Genomic DNA, 21,587 nt, shown 5'->3' with positions numbered 1-21,587 from the left:
ACTCCTTACTTACTTAATTCAGATTGCTTTGCATCTACATTTGAGCGAACTCTCTCTTTATATTCTACATCCGTAGCTGCTTTATTTTTGAATTGAATATTTTTTTCAATATCTAATATTTGATTATCTACTGCGTTCACAAAAAAGTCCTGTTGTTTTTTACGTCCATTTTCATCTGGTACCATAGCACGAATATGCCATGTTGGAGACAATACTTGCGTTTCTGTTAATGGAACTAATGTTGAATAGCCCAAATTTACAAATGAAATAGTTGTATGGTCTTTTAAATAGCCTTTTTCAAAAATAGTTTTAATCGCTTGAATTGGTTTAATCAACATACTTTTCTCACCAACAGCTTTTAAAGAACCAAACATCGTTTGCTCATACTTTGTAATCTCTTCTTTTTCAGACCAATAAACTTTAATGGTCGCACTTTGATTATAAAAGATCATTTTATCGTTCATCACTTGGAAGAATGTCGCTTCGCGTGCCGATTTATCAATCTGCCATAGTCGATATTCTTCACCTTTGAAAACCGTCCTTTTTAAGAATTCAGTGAGTGTTTTTTCATTTAGCGCTTCTAGTTTTTCTGGTTTTTTCATTGTTCCTTCAATAATCATATTGTCACTTACTGTAATAATTTGATTTTTCGTCACTTGATCAAAATCAAAATTATCAAAGGTATTAATTTTTCCTGATACATATGTTACTTTCTCCGTCGAAACAGGTAAATTCCCTACTGAGATATTCGCATTTTTTAAATCACTCTCAATATTGGATTCACCAAGTATTTCTAACTCTTGTTCTTCATTGTAATTATTAATATACACCGAGTATAAGAATACATTCAAAATAGAGAATACGATGATAAAGATGGTTTTTGTTTTACTCCAATCCATCTGTATCACCTCCTACTTGTGAATCTTTCGGGTTAATTGGATACCATACACCATCTAAACGATAAAACCATGTCGGTTCAAATAAATAAATCGATGAGCGCCCTTCATCTTGTTTCATTGTTAATCCAACACGAAGTGCAGTAATTTTATTGAAGTCAATTTCATTACTTGCCATCAGTTTTTGAACGACATCAATACCTGAAATTAGCTTAATCTCCTTATTTTCCTCTTGTGGTAAATAAGCTAATTTATATGTCGGACGAATGTAACGATAGATGCGACCATTCCCCCAGAATGCTTCAATTTTAGCGGTACCTAAATCTGTTTTTAGCACTGGTAAATTTTCTATATACAGTTGGTACACTACTTCTTGTGCATTATAGTCCACCTTGGCATAACGATAATCGCCTGTCCATCCACCGTGTAAGTTAATAAAATTAAACGTTGATGCAATCAAATTACTCTTTTGAATATTTTCTTGATTCTCTGTAGCTGTCGCGTCTACAAATGTTGCGAGATAGCGATTTTTATCAATTGTCATAATCGATTTATCATCAGTGTATTTATCAATACCTGCTTCTAAATCTGGACTCATCTTCACAATACCTGGCATCGTAAAGAGTGCATTTTTAAAATCCTCAATGCTAATCGCTGAAATCAGATATTTATACTGTGTTAATTTTTGCGTTTGAGTTGGTAAGAATAATGTATTTGCATTATCTCTTTGAATCGGTTCATATGATGCTAAATCTTGGAATGATCCTAACACATCATTTTTAAAACCGTTCTCACTTTTCACTTTCACTTTTCCTCTGTATAACTGCTTCTGTTTTACATTAGAAAAAAGAATTGTTAATTCATTCTTAGGGATATCTGATTCTTCTGTAGACCAACTGATAATTACCTGATCGAAAATAATTTCAGGTACTTTCTTACTTGTCACAGGAAGTAAACTTTGAAATACAGGCATTGGTACTTCTCCATCGAATTGAAGAACAATTCGTTGATCTACTAATAGTTGATCATTTAATTTTTGTAAATTAAAGTTACTACTAACAATTGAAATATCCGTCAGTTGCCATTTCTTCATCTCAGTAAATAGTGGAGCCATTTCTTCTGTATCAATGGTTCCACGCCAGTCACCTTCTTGACGAATTAATAGACGAGCAGGCTGAATAATTTCAGGTAATGTTCGTTTTTTGTCCATCAGTACACCTGATGGCTCTGGCTTTTCTACTTTTTCATAGTTTGGATGGTATGACCAAATGGAGAATGTTAATAAAATACTTAGACCGACTAGAATAATTAATACAACGGTTTTACTTTGTTCTAAATACTTCATTATTCCCACTCACCATCCTCTTCTGCATTATTTGGTAGTGTAAAGAATACAGATGTGCCTTTTCCCTCTACTGATTCAGCCCAGATGCGTCCACCATGTGCATTAATCATTTCACGTGAAATGGCTAGTCCAAGACCCGTTCCCCCCATAGAGCGCGCACGTGTTTTATCGACACGATAGAAGCGGTCAAAAATGCGATCAACATTCTCTTTTGGAATTCCCATACCCGTATCTTTAATTTCGACTAAAATCTCGTCATCAATATTTGTTAACTTAAACCGAATATACCCACCATCTGGCGAATACTTTAACGCATTTGAAATAATATTATCAATAACTTGTGTGATTTTATCTGTATCAATTTCAACATAAATAGGTGTAGTAGGTAGTTCACGAATGAATTCTACTTCTTTAGATTTCGACATCTCAAAACGATTAATAATGCGATCAAAGAATTTAACAAAATCAACGAAATCCGTATTCAATTCATATTCACGACTATCCATACGAGATAATTGTAGTAAATCTGTAACCAGACGAATCATACGCTCTGTTTCTGTACGTGTCACATTTAAAAATGTTGGTGCAATATTTTCATCACGCCATGCACCATCTGCCAATGCTTCTAAATAACTGCGCATCGTTGTAAGTGGTGTGCGTAACTCATGTGATACATTTGAAACAAAGTCACGACGTTCCATTTCAATTTTCTCTTGTTCTGTAATATCATGTAATACAGCAATTAAACCATTCACAAAACCTGTCTCTTTTTGAATAACAGAGAAATTTGCTCGCCAAATATAAGGGCGGTCTTGCGTGCTGAAATCTAAATTCACCGCCTCTTGCATATGAATCAAATCTTCAAATGTGTATTCTTCATCTAAGCCTAGAACCTCTGTAATTTGTCGTCCCATTAATTCATTATTTTCAGTCGCAAGTAATTTCTGTGCAGGCGCGTTAATCAAAATAATTTTCCCTTTACGATCTGTTGCAATTACACCATCTGTCATATTCGTTAAGACAGATGCTAACTTCCTTCTCTCACCTTCAGTCGTTGAGTGCGCCTCTTGTAAGCGATTCGTTAAATGGTTAAAAGATACAGCCAACTGACCAATTTCGTCATTCCCATATACTTTAACCTTTCTCGAATAATTCCCTTTTGCCATTGCAACAGCTTGCCTACGCATATCCGAAATTGGTTTTGTAATCGTCTTAGCGATGAAAACGCCTAAAATAATTGTAATTAATAAAGCAATTGCTGTACCTACGGCGAGAATCTTATTAATCGTAGTCATTTGTTCAAATACCGTTTCAATATTGGCTTTAACATAGATGACACCAATTGTTTTTCCTTGTGATTGAATAGGTTTTGCAATAATCCATACGCGTTTATCAGTCTTTTTATCAATCGCCATCTTTTCAATTGGTGATGATGTAGAAAGCGCTGAAGTCACTGCGCTTTCTGCGGAACGTTGGCCAATAATCGATTGACTGTTATTATCTGAAGTCGCTAAAATGCGATTATGTGAATCGATTACACGAATTTCACTAATATCTCCCGAACCAGAAGACAATCCACCTAGAATGTCGCGTAAATTGGATTCCAGTGTCCCATCATTTTCTTCATGTGACTTAACCATTTCTTCTTTCACGCTAAACTCGACTAGCTTAAGACGATCTGTTACGGAATGCGTAAAGTTGTGCTTAAGCGTAGCCTCTAATTTATTCGCAAAGTATAACCCCATAATTTGCATGGCAATCAATATTAAAAGTACATAAATCAATACAACTTTTGCGTGTACAGATTTAAAAAAACCTACCTTTTGCATTCAACATTACTCCTGTTCAGGATTTCTCAAATAGTACCCCACACCACGACGTGTTACAATCCATGCTGGATGACTTGGATTATCCTCAATTTTTTCACGTAGACGTCGAATTGTTACGTCAACTGTTCGTACATCACCGAAATAGTCATAACCCCAAACAGTTTGTAATAAATGTTCTCGTGTCATCACTTGTCCGATATGTTTCGCTAAATAATGTAACAATTCAAATTCACGATGTGTTAATTCAATTGTTTCATCTCTCTTTAAAACTAAATAAGCTTCTGGTTGGATTATTAATGAGCCTACAACAATATCATTTGAAGACTCTTCTTCCTCTTCAACAGTGGCTGTTGTTTGATGGCGACGCATATTTGCTTTGACACGCGCAACTAACTCACGTGTACTAAACGGCTTCGTTACATAATCATCTGCTCCAAGCTCTAAACCTAAAACTTTATCAATTTCAGAGTCTTTCGCTGTAATCATAATGATTGGTGTGTCGTATTTTTTACGTACCTCACGCACTACTTCCATACCGTCACGTTTTGGTAACATAATGTCTAATAAGATTAAATCTGGTTTTTCTGCTTCTACTTTTTCCAAAGCTTCATCACCATCATAAGCTGTTACTACACTGTAACCTTCTTTTGTTAAATTAAATTGTAATATATCTGCAATCGGTTTTTCATCATCCACTACTAAGATTTTCTTATCCAAATTCTTTCATCCTTTCTCTCTAAAATACACTGTTTTATTTACATTCACTCTCTGTTTACTCTAACATGATTTCAATTCTGACGCACCTTTAGGTAATATTTTGTAATTTATTCCCCAGGAAATATTATAATACAGAAGAATGAACTCTTCTAACTTATCATATATTATAAATACTACCCATTTTGAAATTGTATTGTAAAGAAATTGAAACTTTCTGTACATATACTTTTGTTATAAAAATAATCAAAAAGGATACTATTCGACATGAATCAACTTCATTTTCCAAACATTTAAGGAAGGTAGCCCACCTATGGTTAGGAATCGTACATTACTTCTCATTGCTTGTTTTGTATGGCTTATTGTAGGAATTAATATTGTACGCATTGGTTTACTTGCTTATGTTGGACATATAACTGTCCTCAATATTATTTTATTAATTATTGTCTTTTGTTTGTTTTGGTTTTTGATTTTTAATCGCCTCGTTAATAAACATACAATCCGAATTGCTGGTTATGAGATAGAAAAACAATATTTTTGGTATTTCTTTGATTTAAAATCGTTTATTATCATGGCTGTTATGATAACACTCGGTATTACCATTCGTGTCATGAATTTAATGCCCGAATCCTTTATCGCGTATTTCTATACAGGTTTAGGCACAGCCTTAACCCTTGCAGGAATTAAATTTGGGATTCGTTATCTTCGTTTTGATACGTAGGTATAAAAAAGCAGGAACCGCGTCTCATGCGATTCCTGCTTTTTTTATATGATACTAAATCTCGTCCCAAATATTTAATAATACATTTGTTTGATCACGGTCAGGACCTACTGAGAATGTAGCAATTCGAATACCTGTTAATTCACTTACACGTTCTACATACTTACGTGCATTTTCTGGTAAATCTTCTAAACGACGAACACCTGTAATATCTTCGTCCCATCCAGGAAGTTCTTCATAAATAGGTTTGCATTGTTCGATAATGTGTAAGTTTGCTGGATATTCTGTAATACGTTCACCATTATAATCATAAGCTACACAAATTTTCACTGTATCTAAACCTGATAAAACGTCAATTGAGTTGAGTGCTAAATCTGTAATACCTGAAACACGACGCGAGTGACGTACAACCACTGTATCAAACCAACCAACACGACGTGGACGACCTGTTGTCGTACCGTATTCACGACCGACCTCGCGAATTTGATTCCCTACTTCATCAAATAGTTCAGTTGGGAATGGACCATCACCTACACGTGAAGTATATGCTTTTGATACGCCGATTACACGATTAATAGAAGCCGGGCCAACACCTGTACCTGTTGTAACACCACCTGCTACTGGGTTTGAAGATGTTACATATGGATATGTTCCATGATCTACATCTAATAGTACACCTTGAGCACCTTCAAATAATACTTTGCCGCCTTCATCCATGACATCATTTAAGATCTTAGAAGTATCTGTTACATAAGGAGCAATCTCTTGACCATACGCATAGAATTTTTCAAAAATATCATCAAACTCTAATCCTTCTACTTCGTAGAATTTCGTGAATAAACGGTTTTTCAATTCTAAGTTTGTACGTAATTTTTCTTCAAATACTTCCTTATCAAGTAAGTCTGCAATACGAATACCAATACGTTGTACTTTATCTGTATAACATGGCCCAATACCTTTACATGTTGTGCCGATTTTTGCATCGCCACGTGAAGCTTCGTCTACTTTATCTTGATGAATGTGGTACGGTAAAATGACGTGCGCACGATTTGAAATACGTAGATTTGACGTATCCACACCACGTTCTTGTAATCCTTTTAATTCTTTTACTAAAGATTCTGGATTGATTACCATTCCATTGCCCATTACAGAGCGCTTATCTGCATAAAAAATACCTGATGGAATTAAATGAAGCTTATACGTTTCGCCTTCGAATTGAATTGTATGACCTGCATTGTCACCGCCCGAAAAACGCGCAATGATATCTGCTTGTTTTGAAAGAAAATCTGTAATCTTCCCTTTACCTTCGTCTCCCCATTGCGTTCCTACTACTACTACTGATGTCATTTTATACAGCACCTCCGTCAGATACTTTGTGTATCCTGATTAAAAACAAAAGTTATTTTAACAACCATCTTCTAAAAAGTCAATTAAAAATACGAACAGATTTCATTTTTACAATTGAAAATGTTCGTATTTAATGTTAGTAACTCGCTGGTGGTGATTCTTGAGACCAATCAACACTCACAAACTTATTAAATTCTTTTTTAAATGCTAATTTCACTGTATCTGTTGGACCATTACGTTGCTTTGCTACAATAATCTCAATTGTATTGGCATCTTCCGTTTCTTTATCATAATAGTCTTCACGATATAAGAAAGCAACGATATCTGCATCTTGCTCAATCGAACCAGATTCACGTAAATCAGACATCATCGGACGTTTATCTTGTCGTTGCTCTACACCACGTGATAACTGCGATAAAGCAATAACAGGCACTTCAAGCTCCCTAGCAAGTGCTTTAAGAGAGCGTGAAATCTCAGAAACCTCTTGTTGACGGTTTTGTCCTGATGAACCACTACCCTGAATTAACTGAAGATAATCAATTAAGATCATCCCAAGACCACTTTCTTGTTTTAAGCGCCGACATTTAGCTCGAATTTCATTTACACGGACACCAGCTGCATCATCAATATAAATACCTGCATGCGATAAACTTCCCATAGCCATCGTTAATTTTCGCCAGTCTTCTGTTGTTAATGCACCTGTACGTAATACTTGTGCATCAATATTACCTTCAGCACACAACATACGCATAACAAGTTGGTCTGCCCCCATCTCTAGTGAGAATATGGCTACATTTTCAGATGTTTGCGTCCCTACTGCTTGTGCAACATTCAAGGCAAATGCTGTCTTACCTACAGATGGTCTGGCTGCTACAATGATGAGATCACCACGCTGAAAACCAGCTGTTAAGCGATCTAAGTCGCGGAAACCTGTTGGAATACCCGTAATGTCTCCTTTACGATTTTGGAGCTTTTCCACATTCTCGTACGTCTGTACAAGAACATCTTTTACATGCTTAAAGTCCCCTGAATTACTACGATTGGCTACTTCCATTATTTGCTTTTCAGCTTCAGCTAATAATTCTGCTACTTCATCTTCTCTTGTAAAACTATCTTCTACAATTTTTGTAGCTGTACGAATTAACTTACGCAGTAATGATTTTTGGGCAACGATTTCTGAATAGTACGCGATGTTAGCTGCTGTCGGTACGGCATTGGCTAATTCCGTCATATATGAAATACCACCGACATCGTCCAATTGATTACGGCTTGAAAGTTCTTCCGTTACGGTTACGACATCGATGGCTTTTCCTAAATCGCTCAAGCGTAGCATCGTTTCAAAAATCAAACGATGCGCTGCTTGATAAAAATCATCTGCTAATAATGTTTCAGAGGCTGTAATTAAAGACTGTGGTTCAAGGAAGATCGCACCCAATACTGATTGCTCAGCTTCTTGATTGTGCGGTGGAATACGGTCCATTAATGGATCATTATTCATATTTGTCTCCCCTTATTTTTGCTCTGTTACATGCACTTTCAATGTTGCTGTAACTTCTGGATGTAATTTCACAGGAACTTTTGTTACACCCAATGTACGAATTGCTTCTGGTAAATCCATTTTGCGCTTATCTACTTTAATACCATGCTTTTTATTTAACTCATCTGCAATTTGTTTTGATGTAATTGAACCAAATAGACGACCACCTTCGCCAGTTTTTGATTTTAATTCCACTGTTAATTCTTCTACTTTTACTTTTAAATCTTTAGCAGCTTGTAATTCTGCTTCTGCATTTTGCTGCTCTTTACGCTTTTGACCTTGTAATTGGCTCATTGCTTGAGGTGTAGCTTCTACAGCTGATTTATTTTTTAATAATACGTTACGTGCGTAACCATCTGATACTTCTTTTACCTCACCTTTTTTACCTTGTCCTTTAACGTCTTTTAAGAAAATTACTTTCATGATTCTTGACTCCCCTCTAATGTTTCATCAATTGCTTTCTTTAAACGTTCGATTGCTTCTTCGATGGTATCCACTTGTAATTGTGTAGCTGCATTTGTTAAATGACCGCCACCTCCAAGTGCTTCCATAATGATTTGAACATTAATTTCGCCTAAAGAGCGTGCGCTAATACCTATTTTACCATCACTTCTCCGTGCGACAACAAAGGACGCTGAAATGTCTTTCATCGTAAGTAAAATATCAGCTGTTTGTGCAATTAATACTGAATTATATACTTGGTCTTTTTCACCATGTGCAATCACAATGCCATTATGCACAAATTCTGCTGTTTTGACAATTTGTGCGCGTTCTAAATACGTATTTAAATCTTCTTTTAGTAAGCGTTGAACTAAAATAGTATCTGCACCATTTGTTCTTAAATATGATGCCGCCTCAAACGTCCTAGCACCCGTTCTAAGCGTAAATGATTTCGTATCGACAATAATCCCTGCTAGTAGTGCTGTTGCTTCTAACATCGAAATTTTATCGTTCTTAGGCTGATATTCGAGTAATTCTGTAATTAGTTCTGCTGTTGAAGAAGCATATGGCTCCATATATACAAGCATTGGACGGTCAATAAATTCCTCACCACGGCGATGATGGTCAATCACGACAACCTTACTCGCTTGATTTACAATGCGTTCATCAATCGTCATACTCGGCTTATGTGTATCGACAATGACAACGAGCGACTTATCTGTCATTTTATCCAATACTTGATCTGGTGATAAAAATCGATCGTACAAATCAGACTTATCTTTAATAACTTGCATTAAACGATTAATGCTTTGATCAATTTGTTCAAAATCGATGACAACGTATCCATCAACTTTATTCATATCCGCCATCTTTCGTACACCAATAGATGAACCAATCGCATCCATATCAGGCATCTTATGCCCCATTACAAATACTTGGTCACTATCTTGAATCAAATCACGTAAAGCATGTGAGATAACACGCGCTCTTACACGCGTACGTTTTTCTACAGGGTTTGTTTTACCACCATAGAATTTCACCTTTCCATCAGGTTGTTTAATCGCAACCTGATCTCCACCACGTCCTAAAGCAAGATCTAAACTCGATTGTGCTAACTCGCCTAACTCTGTTAAAGAAGGTGAGCCAGCGCCTACACCAATACTTAATGTAAGTGATAAGTTTTGCTGAGCAGTGATTTCACGAATATCATCTAAAATTGCAAATTTCTTTTTTTCTAAATTCGATAAAATGGATTCATTCATAACCGCCATAAAACGATCTGACGAAATACGTTTAATATAAATATCGTGATAGGATCCCCACTTATTCACAAGTGATGTAATCAATGTGTTCGTCTGACTACGTGTTTGGTCATCCATACTTTGCGTAATTTCATCATAGTTATCAATAAATAGTATAGCTAAAACTGTACGATCTTCATAATACAATTCTTCAATTTCAACTTGCTCTGTAATATCAAAGAAATATAGCAATTTTTCTTCTCGTTTAAATAATACGCGATATTGGCGATCTTCCACTGTCGCGTTCATTTCATGTAAATCTTCATGTGCTGTTAATGAGATTAGCTCCTCTGATATAAAGGATAAATCACGACCAATTAATTCATCACCGTTCATCATCTTTTTAATATGTGGATTTGCCCATTCAATCGTTGTTCCATCATCAATTAAGATAATTCCAATGGGCATTTCAAGCAATGCTTTTTCGCCCACATTCTCTAAACGATAACTTAGCATAGCGATATGACGTTCCGTTTCTTCGTACGTATTTTTCTCATACTTCCAAGAAACAAATGTCGTAGCGATTACTAAAATCCCGTATAACGTACCAATAATTGGATGCCAGACAGTAAGACCCACAATACTTACAATCATCAACAGCGATAAAATTAAAAGAGGATATCTTATTGGTCTTTGTCTAAATCGAGTACCCATAGTTCTCATCTCCTATTTTGTCTTCTTATCGCCTAGTAATGCGCGAAGTCCAAATCCTAAATCTATTATACCCAGTAACGTGATAAACGAATTCAATGGAATTGCAAAAATTGTTGCAACCCATGCTACTGCTTTTGGCATTTCAGAACGTGCTACCATAAAATGAATAAATGAAACACCCTGTAAAAAGAATAACATCGACAATAATAAATATGCATTTACATAAACAAGATATAAATATGTACCATCTTCAGGTTTCACAATAAATTGCACTAATAAAATAGCAAAATAAAAGAGTAGTAACATTCTTGGTAGTCTTAAGTCTTTGATTGGCGGAAACTTTGGTACAGGAACACGCAATTTTTTTATAACAGGGAAATTAATTGTGATTAATAACCACGCTAAAATAAATGTCGACAAAAATAACATAGCAGGCATTGTATCTGTGAAAATTTTCACAATATTTGCGGCCATTTCATCCGTAAATGTCGATTTAGTGTTTGTCAATTTAGCCATTTGCTCTGATAATTCCACATTTTTATACACAGCCGACTTTAACTGCTTTAATGTATCTGTAATTAAATTAATACCTGTAAACTGCATATAAGCAACAATAATTCCAGCCATCGCTACCAACGTAGCTAAACTCGTTGTTAAAAACACTTCTGTTTTACTTCTTTTGTTATGCAATGTATAACCGATTGCGAGACCAATAATAGCAAATAAAGCACTAATCAACATTGCTAGTATACCTACAATTAAGAAGTTCACCATTATACCGGCTACAATGACAAGTAATCCACTTTTCCATGAATAACGGTACACGTGCAAAATAATCGGTAATGGAATAAACCATGTAAAAATAAGTGAAATAACAGGTAAACTACTTAGCAGTGTTAAAAGTACAAACATTGCGGCCATCATTGCACCTGTTGTTAGCTGCCGAACTTTAGGATCTTGCATCATTTTTAATCTTCCTTTTTTGTTTCAACATGAATATTTTATCTGTTTATTGTACCATGTTTCCCAATTGCAAACAAAAAAGCAAATGGCTACTTTCAAAAGACATATATTAGAAAATCGTATAAAAAAAGACTAGGACGATATGCCCTAGTCTCTTTCAATTACTTATTTATCATCAGTTGTGAATGGAAGTAAAGCCATTACGCGTGAAGTTTTGATAGCAAGTGTTAATTTACGTTGGTATTTCGCACTTGTACCTGTTACACGACGAGGAAGAATTTTTCCTCGTTCAGAGATGAATTTTTTTAGTAAATCAACATCTTTGTAATCGATGTGTTTAATGTTGTTAGCAGTGAAATAGCAAACTTTACGGCGTTTGCGGCCTCCTCTACGTGGTGCCATAGTATATGTCCCCTCCTTGTTTAAATTTGTACACGATTAGAATGGTAAATCGTCATCTGAGATGTCAACTTTACCTTGATCATTTGGCATTGCAAATGGATCTTGTTCTACACGTGTATAGTTTTGTTGATTTGGTGATTGATTTTGCTGATAATTGTTTTGCTGTGGTGCTTGGTTATACGATTGACCGCCACCATACGATGGTTGGTCACCAAATTGTTGGTTCGTTTGTGGAGCACCGCCGCCTGCATTGCGAGGTTCTAAGAACTGTACGCTATCTGCAACAACTTCAGTTGTGTAAACTTTTTTACCATCTTGACCATCATAACTACCTGTTTGGATGCGGCCCTCAACACCCGCTAAAGAACCTTTACGAAGGAAATTAGCTGTGTTTTCGGCTTGCTTACGCCAAACGACGATATTAATGAAGTCTGCTTGTCTTTCGCCTTGTTGGTTCGAGAATGTACGGTTTACAGCAAGTGTAAAACGTGCAACTGCTACACCAGATGGCGTATAACGAAGCTCTGGATCTTTTGTAAGTCTTCCAACTAATACAACACGGTTAATCATCAGAAATCAACCTCCTTATCTATTTTATATCGATGTTATTACTTTTCTTCTTCGCGAACAGCGATGTGGCGGATGATATCTTCGTTGATGTTAGCTAAACGAGTATACTCATCGATTGCCGCAGCTGGAGCAGTAACTTTCATGATTTGGTAGAAACCTTCACGGAAGTCATTGATTTCGTAAGCTAAACGACGTTTACCCCAATCTTTTGATTCATTAAGTTCTGCACCGTTTGAAGTTAAGATTGTGTTGAAACGTTCAACTAAAGCTGCTTTCGCTTCTTCTTCGATGTTTGGACGAATAATGTACATTAATTCGTATTTTCTCATTATTAAGCACCTCCTTATGGACTTAGGCCTAGACTCATTGAGTAAAGGCAAGGAGCTAGTATTTAATACTACTCACATCGTTAAATTGTAACATAGGGATATCCATAGTGCAATAACTTCATATCGAATATACTAAGAATAAAAGGAGATGATTTTTCATGGGAAATTTCGAAAAAGTCGGTGAATTTGAATTAAAAATCGAAGAAATCGTTAAACCTATGACACAATGGACAATCATTTTAACGCTATTTGTATTAGTTCTTCAATTTGTAATCCATCAAAATTTCACATTTACGATTACCAATTTTCTAATCGGTACATTAATTATCATTCTACTTTACATACTCTTTATGTTTTTACATGAAATTTGTCATCTCATTGGTTTTGTACTATTTGGACACGCTCCTTTAAAAAGTTTGAAGATCGGCGTGAACTTACAAATGGGTGTAGCTTATGCTACAACAACAAAATTAATGCCAAATAAAGCGATGCGAAAAGCACTTCTACTACCTTTTTGGGTGACAGGAGTAGCTCCTACTATTTGCGGCATTTATTTTGATTACACACCACTTACATTAGTGGGTGCTTGGCTTATGGTAGGTGCAATTGGTGATTTTTATATGTACAGACAATTAAAACGTGTAGATGATGCCTACTATATTCAAGATGATACTGAGAATCCTAAACTACATTTCTATACAAAAAAACTCGAAACCGATTGATTTCGAGTTTTCTTTATTTTATACGTTGAATAAGAATTCCATTACATCACCGTCTTGTACAACATATTCTTTACCTTCTAAACGTAAACGTCCAGCCTCTTTTGCTGCTGGTTTTGAACCGTACTCTACTAAATCATCAAATGATACAGTTTCTGCACGGATAAATCCACGCTCAAAATCAGAATGAATAACACCAGCACATTGTGGTGCTTTCATACCTTTACGGAATGTCCAAGCACGTACTTCTTGTACACCTGCAGTAAAGTATGTAGCTAAACCTAATAAGCTATATGCTGCTTTAATTAATTGATCTAAACCTGATTCTTCAATTCCTAATTCTTCTAAGAACATTGCTTTTTCTTCATCATCTAATTGTGCAATTTCTTCTTCAATCTTTGCACAAACAACAATTACTTCAGCGCCTTCTTTAGCTGCATATTCACGAACTTGTTTTACATACTCATTTTCTTCTGAATCTGATACTTCATCTTCAGAAACGTTCGCTACATAAAGAGCAGGTTTTAAAGTTAGTAGGCTTAAACCTTTTACAATTTTCTTCTCTTCATCTGTTAGTTCAACAGAGCGAGCTGGCATTTCGTTCGCAAAAGCATCTTTTAGCTTTTCAAGAACTGCTGCTTCTTCCATTGATTCTTTATCTTTTTGTTTCGCTAATTTACTTACTTTTGCGTAGCGTTTATCCACAGATTCTAAATCGGCTAGGATTAATTCTAAGTTAATTACTTCGATGTCGCTGATTGGATCTACTTTACCTGCTACGTGTGTAATATTCTCATCTTCAAAGCAGCGAACTACTTGTGTAATCGCATCTACTTCACGAATATGAGATAGGAATTTATTTCCTAAACCTTCACCTTGGCTAGCACCTTTTACAATACCCGCGATGTCTGTAAATTCAAAAGAAGTTGGAACTGTTTTCTTTGGTTCAACTAATTCTGTTAATTTATCAAGACGTGCATCAGGTACTTCCACGATTCCTACGTTTGGATCAATTGTTGCGAATGGATAGTTTGCAGCAAGTGCTCCTGCTTTTGTAATTGCATTAAATAATGTTGATTTACCTACGTTTGGTAAACCGACAATACCGGCTGTTAAAGCCATATATGTCACAACCCTTCAGTTTGTTTGTTTTCAAATTTTCAACTCGTCTTATTATAGTGACTTCTATCGTAAAAGTCTAATTGTCTTCTGGATTCGCTTGTACAAGTACTTTTTTCATTTTTTTCTCAAATTCGCGACGTGGAATCATCACGCTATGTTGACATCCAACGCATTTAATTCGAATGTCTGCTCCTAATCGAATAATCTTCCATTCGTTTGTGCCACATGGATGTGCTTTTTTCATTTCAACGATGTCGTTTAAATTATACACTTTTGCTTGCACTCTTATTTTTCCTCCTCTTTATTTTTTGTCGTATCTCGTTCATAAACCATCATTTTAGGATATGGAATTTCAATATGATTTTCATCAAAAATTTCTTTAATATCTTTACGTATTAAATTAGCTGTAGCAAAGTGACGCATTGGTAATGTTTCGACTGACATACGTAATGTAATTTCTGCTCCATTCACATTTTGAACACCTAATAAATTAGGTCGTGTCACGACATCTTCATAACGTTCCACTAAACCGTCTAGATATTCTTCAATTAACCGTTCAGCTTTGTTGATATCTGCATTGTATGCCACACTAATATCCACAATTGCAACGGAGTTATTCACAGAGCAGTTAACAACTTCTAAAATGGAGCCATTCGGAATAATATTTATCTCGCCTTCAATTCCACGAATTTTTGTAGTGCGTAATCCAATTTCGATAACTGTTCCCTGTACTCCAGCAACTTTAATGAAGTCCCCAACACCAAATTGATCCTCAAATATAATGAAGAACCCTGTAATAACATCTTTAACTAAACTTTGCGCACCGAATCCAACTGCTAAACCCACAATACCAGCCCCTGCCAATAGTCCGGCAACTTTTACTTGCATAACAGATAAAATGGCTAAAATGGCTGTAAAGTACACAACATACGTAATGACGCTTTGAAGTAATTTCAAAATCGTTTCGTATCGACGTTCACGCTGCTGCGTCATTTTTGCAGGTGCATGAATCCGTAAATCAAATGCTTTTTTTATCATATGATTTCCGAGCTTTACTAAAATAATTGAACAAATTGTAATGGCAATAATTTTTAACAATCCTGTTCCTAATGCTACCCACATATCTTCATCTGTCAGCTTATTCATAACCCATTTATATAATTGACTTTTGGCATCTCCATACAAATTAGACAAATAAAATCCCTCACTTTCACTCGTTTGATTATATAAAAATTATGTTATAGATGCGATGAATCACTATGGAGATTTTATAAAATTTTAATTTAATTTAAGTCAAACGATTCTTTAATTGTGCAAAAGATTTTATTACACTGTTTTTTATAGCCTATTACTTTTCAAGTATTTCTAAAATACGTTCTAAATCGTCTTCTGAGAAAAATTCAATTTCAATTTTCCCTTTTTTCTTTCCTTTTGTGATTACAACACTTGTTCCAAAGACATCACGCAATTGATCTTCACGCTCTTGTAAAAATAAATCCTTTTTAGGTTTTTCTTTCGTTTCACGTGAAACATCTTCATTATATTGTTGAACAAGCGCTTCTAACTGACGAACATTTAAACCTTGTTGAACGACTTTAGCTGCTACTTGTGAAATGAGCTTATTGCGTTTTAAACTTAGTAATGTACGACCATGTCCCGGTGTAATTATTTGTTCTGCTATTAATTGTTGAACATCTTTTGGTAACGATAGTAAGCGAACTTGATTCGCAATATAGGGACGGCTTTTTCCTAAACGCTGTGCCAATTGTTCTTGTGTAAATTTCAAGTTCTCCATTAAATTTTGATAGGCCTCTGCTTCTTCCAATGCCGTTAAATCTTCACGCTGTAAATTTTCTAAAATAGCTAATTCCATCATTTGTTGTTGATCGAATTCGCGAATAATTGCCGGAATTTCTTTTTGCAAAGCCATTTTAGCAGCTCTAAATCGTCGTTCTCCCACAACTAGTTCATAGCCTTTTCCTTGTTTACGAACAACTACTGGTTGTAAAATGCCATGTTCTTTAATTGATTCTGCTAATTCTTCTAGCGCTTCTTTTTTAAATTCTTTACGTGGTTGATACGGGTTTGGTTTAATATCACGTACTTGAATCTTCTCAACTTTTTCCCCTGCAACTACTTCATCTGTATTAAATAAGGCATTTAATCCTTTTCCTAAACCTTTAGCCAAGCTGATTCACTTCCTTTGCTAATTCTAAATAAACGAACGCACCTTTTGATTTTTCATCATATTCTAAAATAGATTCGCCATGACTTGGCGCTTCACTTAAACGAATATTTCTTGGAATAACTGTTTCATAAACTTGATTACCAAAAAATTGACGAACTTCATCTGCTACTTGTGTACTTAAGTTTGTTCTTATATCAAACATTGTGAGTAAAACACCGGTAATTTTCAAATCTTGATTCAAATGTTTTTGCACTAATGTAATTGTGGATAATAACTGACTCAAACCTTCTAAGGCGTAATATTCACATTGTACTGGAATTATTACTTCATCCGATGCTGTTAGTGCATTTAACGTTAATAATCCTAAAGATGGTGGACAATCAATTAGAATATAATCAAACTGATTTTTTATTTCTTCTAATGCTTTTTTTAAACGTGATTCACGCGAAATAATAGAGACTAATTCAATTTCTGCACCTGCAAGCGCGATTGTCGTCGGCACAATGGATAGATTAGATGTATTGGTTTTATGTATAACTTGATTGATGTGTACATCTCGAACTAATACATCATAAATTGAGTGTTCGATTGTGCTTTTATCCACACCTAATCCACTTGTTGCATTTCCTTGTGGATCTAAATCAACAATTAATACACGTTGTCCTAAACTAGCTAAACCTGCACTCAAATTAATCGTTGTGGTTGTTTTACCAACACCACCTTTTTGATTAGCCGTCGCAATTACACGTACCATATAAATTCCACCATCCCTTAATTGTCTGTATTTTCTATATTCTATCAAATTTTTTTCAGTATAAGTATATGAAAAAGGGAAACAGCTCATATGTCTGCTTCCCTTTTACGCAATTTATTTTTTATTTTTTGGTATCTTTACAGTAATTTGATAATACTCATCATGTTCTTCTTCTTCTGCTTTTAAATCAATACCTGTTTTATTAACAAGGGTTAATGATTCACGAATTGTATTTAAAGCAATACGAACATCACGACTAACAGACTTCCTTTTAACACGTGGTTTCTTCACCTTTTCAATCGGCTCTAAAATTTCACGAATCCGCTGTTCTAACTGACGCACATTGTAGTCTTGTTCCTTAATTTCTTCTAATAATTGCAATTGCAATTCTTCATTTTTCAAAGGAACTAATGCACGAGCATGACGCTCAGAGATTTCACGTTTTAAAATAGACTCTTTAATTTGTTCAGGTAATTTTAATAGACGCAATTTATTTGCGACAGTCGATTGGCCCTTACCTAAACGTTGCGCTAACGCTTCCTGTGTTAATTCATGTAGCTCTAGCAACTGTTGAAATGCTTGTGCTTCTTCAATTGCTGTTAGTTCTTCTCGTTGAAGATTTTCGATTAATGCGACAGAAGCAGTCTCTTTATCTGACATCTCTCGAATAATAGCTGGGACTTCCACCCATTGTAATGACTTCATCGCACGATATCGGCGTTCACCTGCAATGATTTCGTAATCACCATTCTCCATCGTTCGTACAACAATTGGTTGAATAATCCCATGTGTATGAATTGTTCGAGCTAATTCTTCAATTTTGGAGTCATCAAAAATTGTACGTGGTTGGAAACGGTTCGGATGAATTTTACCAATTGGTAAGTTTAGCACATTTTCAGCTGACTCTTTCGTTACAGTTTTATCGCCGCCACCAAAAATACGTGATAAAGCACTTTTCAAGTTTAGCACCACCTTTTAACGATTATTTCAAGTATATCCTCATTCCACATCATTGTGATAAGTCGATTTTATGTCTGTTTTGTTGCGCAATACCTCTATTATAGTTTCTTTCTACAAAAAAAGTAAGGTGACATATCGTTTCACATGAAACATTCGTTATTTAATAGGAGATTTATTCGGTGTTCCAGGTTTTCTTGGATATTTTTTTGGTGTTGCTTTTACTTTATCAAATACATAGATGGTACGTTCACTTTCCTCAATAGGTAACTCAAAAGCAACATGATGCACTAATTTACCACCTAACACAGTAATCGCTTTTTTAGCATCTTTTAATTCATCATCACCACTTGCAGCTTTTAAAGCAAGGAATTGTCCACCCTCTTTAACAAGAGGCAGACATAGCTCTGATAACACGGATAAGCGTGCTACAGCTCTAGCAGTTACAAGCTCAAACTTTTCGCGGTATTGAGAATTTTGACCAAATTCTTCTGCTCGCGCATGTACAAATTCGACATGATCTAAACCAATTTCATCGCTTAAATGATTTAAGAATTGAATACGTTTATTCAAAGAATCCACAATCGTAATGTGTAAATGTGGATAACAAATTTTAATTGGTAAACTTGGGAAACCAGCCCCTGCACCCACATCACATACAGTTGTAACTTTTGTAAAATCAAAATGGAAACTTGCACTAATTGAATCGTAGAAGTGCTTTAGATAAACAGATGGTTCATCTGTAATCGCTGTAAGATTCATTTTTTCATTCCATTCAACTAAAATTTCAAAGTAGCGACGGAATTGTTGAATTTGTTTTTCTGATAACTCAATACCTTGTTCTTTTAACGCTTGTATAAACTGTTCCTCGTTCATATTGTTCCCCTCTCATATCGACTAAATTGATTTATGCTTGTGCGATTTTAGCAATTTTACCTTGTTCAATATACACTAATAAAATTGAAATATCGGCTGGATTTACACCTGAAATTCGTGATGCTTGTGCAACAGTTAATGGACGAATCTCTTTTAGCTTTTCACGTGCTTCTGTCGCAATTCCTGAAATGGCATCGTAATCAATTTGCTCTGGAATTTTCTTACCTTCCATTTTCTTAAGCTTTTCAACTTGTTGTAAAGCTTTTTCAATATAACCTTCGTACTTCACTTGAATTTCTACTTGTTCTTTCACATCTTCAGGTAGTTCAGGAGCTTCTGTCACTTTAGCAACAAAATCATAATTTAATTCTGGACGTTTTAATAAATCTGTTCCATGAATACCATCTTTTAAAGGACTACTGCCTATTTCTGTTAGAGCTTCATTGACAAGACGTGGTTTTATACCGAATTCAGCTAGACGATTAATTTCAGCTTTTACTAACTCACGTTTTTCAGCAAATTTGTTATAACGCTCTTCTGAAACAAGACCTAATTCAAAAGCTTTTTCTGTTAAACGCATATCTGCATTATCATGACGCAGTAATAAACGATATTCTGCACGTGATGTTAATAAACGATATGGTTCATTTGTACCTTTTGTAACTAAGTCATCAATTAAAACACCGATATAAGCATCTGCACGACCTAAAATAACTTCTTCTTTACCTAATACGCGCGCTGCTGCATTAATACCAGCCATCATTCCTTGACCTGCTGCTTCTTCATAACCAGAAGTACCGTTAATTTGACCAGCTGTGTATAAGTTTTTAATCTTTTTCGTTTCAAGTGTTGGCCACAATTGTGTAGGAACTACGGCATCATACTCAATTGCATAACCTGCACGCATCATTTCAGCTTTTTCTAATCCTGGGATTGTCTCAAGCATTTTACGTTGAATATGTTCAGGTAAACTTGTGGATAAACCTTGTACATAAACTTCTTGTGTATTACGTCCTTCTGGTTCTAAGAACAGTTGGTGACGTGGTTTATCATTAAAACGTACAATTTTCGTTTCAATTGATGGACAATAACGTGGACCTGCACCTGTAATAACGCCTGTGAACATTGGTGAGGAATCTAAGTTATCATTAATAATTTGATGTGTTTCAGGACTTGTATATGTTAACCAACATGGAATTTGATCCATAATGAATTCAGTTGTTTCAAAACTGAATGCACGTGGCTCTTCATCGCCTGGTTGAATTTCTGTTTTTGCGTAATCAATTGTTTTGCTATTTACACGAGGCGGTGTACCTGTTTTAAAACGCACCATTTCAAATCCTAAATCACGCATATTATCTGCTAATTTAATCGATGGTTGTTGATTATTTGGACCTGATGAATATTTTAAGTCGCCAATAATAATTTCGCCGCGTAAAAATGTACCTGTTGTAATAACAACTGTTTCTGCACGATATACAGCGCCCACTTGTGTAATTAACCCTTTAATTTCACCATCTTCAACGATTAACTCGTCTACCATTGCTTGGTGAATTGTTAAATTATCTTGTTCTTCTAATAATTGTTTCATAGCTTGTTGATATAAAACTTTATCTGCTTGCGCACGTAATGCACGTACAGCTGGACCTTTACCAGTATTCAACATACGCATTTGAATATGAGTTTGGTCGATGACTTTTCCCATCGCACCTCCCATTGCGTCAATTTCACGAACGACAATTCCTTTTGCCGGTCCACCAACTGATGGATTACATGGCATAAAAGCAATCATATCTAAATTAATTGTTAAAACGAGTGTTTTTGCGCCCATACGCGCTGAAGCATAAGCAGCTTCTACTCCTGCATGACCTGCTCCTACTACGATGACATCAAACGTGCCTGCTTCAAATGTGTTTGGCATG

General features: G+C 35.4%; 22 protein-coding genes. 2 read left to right on the top strand and 20 right to left on the bottom strand.

Annotated elements, in window-relative coordinates; translation table 11 throughout:
- Nucleotides 1-5: 5 nt before the first annotated feature.
- From KGI01_RS00165 to yycF, 4 genes are read right to left on the bottom strand one after another with little or no spacing between them, the layout of a single operon-like run.
- Nucleotides 6-899 (bottom strand): two-component system regulatory protein YycI, encoded by an 894-nt coding sequence (locus tag KGI01_RS00165; RefSeq protein ID WP_141272285.1) that lies wholly within the window; start codon nt 897-899, stop codon nt 6-8.
- Nucleotides 886-2,241 carry a YycH family regulatory protein gene (locus KGI01_RS00160; RefSeq protein WP_255314690.1) on the bottom strand — a complete coding sequence of 452 codons (1,356 nt, stop codon included), beginning with the start codon at nt 2,239-2,241 and terminating at the stop codon, nt 886-888. Before KGI01_RS00160 ends, KGI01_RS00165 begins: the two co-directional genes overlap by 14 nt.
- Entirely contained in the window at nt 2,241-4,070 is a 1,830-nt protein-coding gene (gene walK / locus KGI01_RS00155; RefSeq protein WP_141272281.1) for a cell wall metabolism sensor histidine kinase WalK, read from the bottom strand. The genes KGI01_RS00160 and walK overlap by 1 nt, the downstream gene beginning before the upstream one ends.
- A 6-nt stretch (nt 4,071-4,076) precedes the next feature.
- Nucleotides 4,077-4,787, bottom strand: a complete 711-nt coding sequence (gene yycF / locus KGI01_RS00150; RefSeq protein ID WP_141272279.1) for a response regulator YycF — start codon at nt 4,785-4,787, stop codon at nt 4,077-4,079.
- A 310-nt stretch (nt 4,788-5,097) separates the two neighbouring features.
- Here yycF and KGI01_RS00145 point away from each other — a divergent pair, with 310 nt between their 5' ends.
- Nucleotides 5,098-5,505, top strand: a complete 408-nt coding sequence (locus tag KGI01_RS00145; RefSeq protein WP_141272277.1) for a hypothetical protein — start codon at nt 5,098-5,100, stop codon at nt 5,503-5,505.
- Nucleotides 5,506-5,559: 54 nt separating this feature from the next.
- On the opposite strand, the gene KGI01_RS00140 is transcribed toward KGI01_RS00145, so the two are convergent.
- The 8 genes from KGI01_RS00140 to rpsF form a co-directional block, all read right to left on the bottom strand.
- Complete coding sequence (locus KGI01_RS00140) at nt 5,560-6,852, bottom strand: adenylosuccinate synthase (protein WP_141272275.1); 1,293 nt, start codon at nt 6,850-6,852, stop codon at nt 5,560-5,562.
- A 136-nt stretch (nt 6,853-6,988) separates the two neighbouring features.
- Nucleotides 6,989-8,350, bottom strand: a complete 1,362-nt coding sequence (dnaB, locus tag KGI01_RS00135; RefSeq protein ID WP_141272273.1) for a replicative DNA helicase — start codon at nt 8,348-8,350, stop codon at nt 6,989-6,991.
- 12 nt (nt 8,351-8,362) lie between these two features.
- A complete protein-coding gene (gene rplI / locus KGI01_RS00130) occupies nt 8,363-8,812 on the bottom strand; it encodes a 50S ribosomal protein L9 (RefSeq protein ID WP_141272271.1) in 450 nt (149 codons plus the stop codon).
- Entirely contained in the window at nt 8,809-10,785 is a 1,977-nt protein-coding gene (locus KGI01_RS00125; protein WP_141272268.1) for a DHH family phosphoesterase, read from the bottom strand. Before KGI01_RS00125 ends, rplI begins: the two co-directional genes overlap by 4 nt.
- Nucleotides 10,786-10,797: 12 nt before the next feature.
- Nucleotides 10,798-11,751, bottom strand: a complete 954-nt coding sequence (locus tag KGI01_RS00120; protein WP_141272266.1) for a YybS family protein — start codon at nt 11,749-11,751, stop codon at nt 10,798-10,800.
- 162 nt (nt 11,752-11,913) lie between these two features.
- Nucleotides 11,914-12,150 carry a 30S ribosomal protein S18 gene (rpsR, locus tag KGI01_RS00115; protein WP_068456906.1) on the bottom strand — a complete coding sequence of 79 codons (237 nt, stop codon included), beginning with the start codon at nt 12,148-12,150 and terminating at the stop codon, nt 11,914-11,916.
- A 36-nt stretch (nt 12,151-12,186) separates the two neighbouring features.
- Complete coding sequence (gene ssb / locus KGI01_RS00110) at nt 12,187-12,720, bottom strand: single-stranded DNA-binding protein (RefSeq protein ID WP_068456903.1); 534 nt, start codon at nt 12,718-12,720, stop codon at nt 12,187-12,189.
- A 38-nt stretch (nt 12,721-12,758) separates the two neighbouring features.
- Nucleotides 12,759-13,049: a 30S ribosomal protein S6 gene (gene rpsF, locus KGI01_RS00105; RefSeq protein ID WP_068456899.1), complete on the bottom strand. Its 291-nt coding sequence runs from the start codon at nt 13,047-13,049 to the stop codon at nt 12,759-12,761.
- A 158-nt stretch (nt 13,050-13,207) separates the two neighbouring features.
- Between rpsF and KGI01_RS00100 the strand changes: the two genes are divergently transcribed.
- Nucleotides 13,208-13,771 (top strand): DUF3267 domain-containing protein, encoded by a 564-nt coding sequence (locus tag KGI01_RS00100; protein WP_141272264.1) that lies wholly within the window; start codon nt 13,208-13,210, stop codon nt 13,769-13,771.
- An 18-nt stretch (nt 13,772-13,789) separates the two neighbouring features.
- Here the strand turns inward: KGI01_RS00100 and ychF are convergent, their stop codons facing one another.
- The 8 genes from ychF to mnmG all read right to left on the bottom strand — a co-directional run bounded on the left by ychF (nt 13,790) and on the right by mnmG (nt 21,586).
- Nucleotides 13,790-14,890, bottom strand: coding sequence for a redox-regulated ATPase YchF (ychF, locus tag KGI01_RS00095; RefSeq protein WP_068456893.1), 1,101 nt, complete (start codon nt 14,888-14,890; stop codon nt 13,790-13,792).
- A gap of 76 nt (nt 14,891-14,966) precedes the next feature.
- Entirely contained in the window at nt 14,967-15,173 is a 207-nt protein-coding gene (locus KGI01_RS00090; protein WP_141272262.1) for a DUF951 domain-containing protein, read from the bottom strand.
- Nucleotides 15,174-15,175: 2 nt separating this feature from the next.
- A complete protein-coding gene (locus KGI01_RS00085) occupies nt 15,176-16,084 on the bottom strand; it encodes a mechanosensitive ion channel family protein (RefSeq protein WP_231726963.1) in 909 nt (302 codons plus the stop codon).
- Nucleotides 16,085-16,238: 154 nt separating this feature from the next.
- A complete protein-coding gene (locus KGI01_RS00080) occupies nt 16,239-17,078 on the bottom strand; it encodes a ParB/RepB/Spo0J family partition protein (protein WP_141272260.1) in 840 nt (279 codons plus the stop codon).
- A complete protein-coding gene (locus KGI01_RS00075) occupies nt 17,071-17,832 on the bottom strand; it encodes a ParA family protein (RefSeq protein ID WP_141272258.1) in 762 nt (253 codons plus the stop codon). Before KGI01_RS00075 ends, KGI01_RS00080 begins: the two co-directional genes overlap by 8 nt.
- Before the next feature lie 114 nt (nt 17,833-17,946).
- Complete coding sequence (noc, locus tag KGI01_RS00070) at nt 17,947-18,792, bottom strand: nucleoid occlusion protein (protein WP_141272256.1); 846 nt, start codon at nt 18,790-18,792, stop codon at nt 17,947-17,949.
- A 156-nt stretch (nt 18,793-18,948) separates the two neighbouring features.
- Nucleotides 18,949-19,665 (bottom strand): 16S rRNA (guanine(527)-N(7))-methyltransferase RsmG, encoded by a 717-nt coding sequence (gene rsmG / locus KGI01_RS00065; RefSeq protein ID WP_141272254.1) that lies wholly within the window; start codon nt 19,663-19,665, stop codon nt 18,949-18,951.
- Between the two features lie 31 nt (nt 19,666-19,696).
- On the bottom strand, nt 19,697-21,586 hold the full coding sequence (gene mnmG / locus KGI01_RS00060; RefSeq protein ID WP_141272252.1) for a tRNA uridine-5-carboxymethylaminomethyl(34) synthesis enzyme MnmG: 1,890 nt from the start codon (nt 21,584-21,586) through the stop codon (nt 19,697-19,699).
- Between the last annotated feature and the right edge of the window lies 1 nt (nt 21,587).

Origin of the sequence: Kurthia gibsonii (assembly GCF_006539985.1) — a bacterium.
In the GTDB taxonomy this organism is placed as follows: domain Bacteria; phylum Bacillota; class Bacilli; order Bacillales_A; family Planococcaceae; genus Kurthia; species Kurthia gibsonii.
The sequence above is the reverse complement of the archived record's forward strand: the minus strand, read 5'-3'. Positions and strand labels throughout refer to the sequence as shown.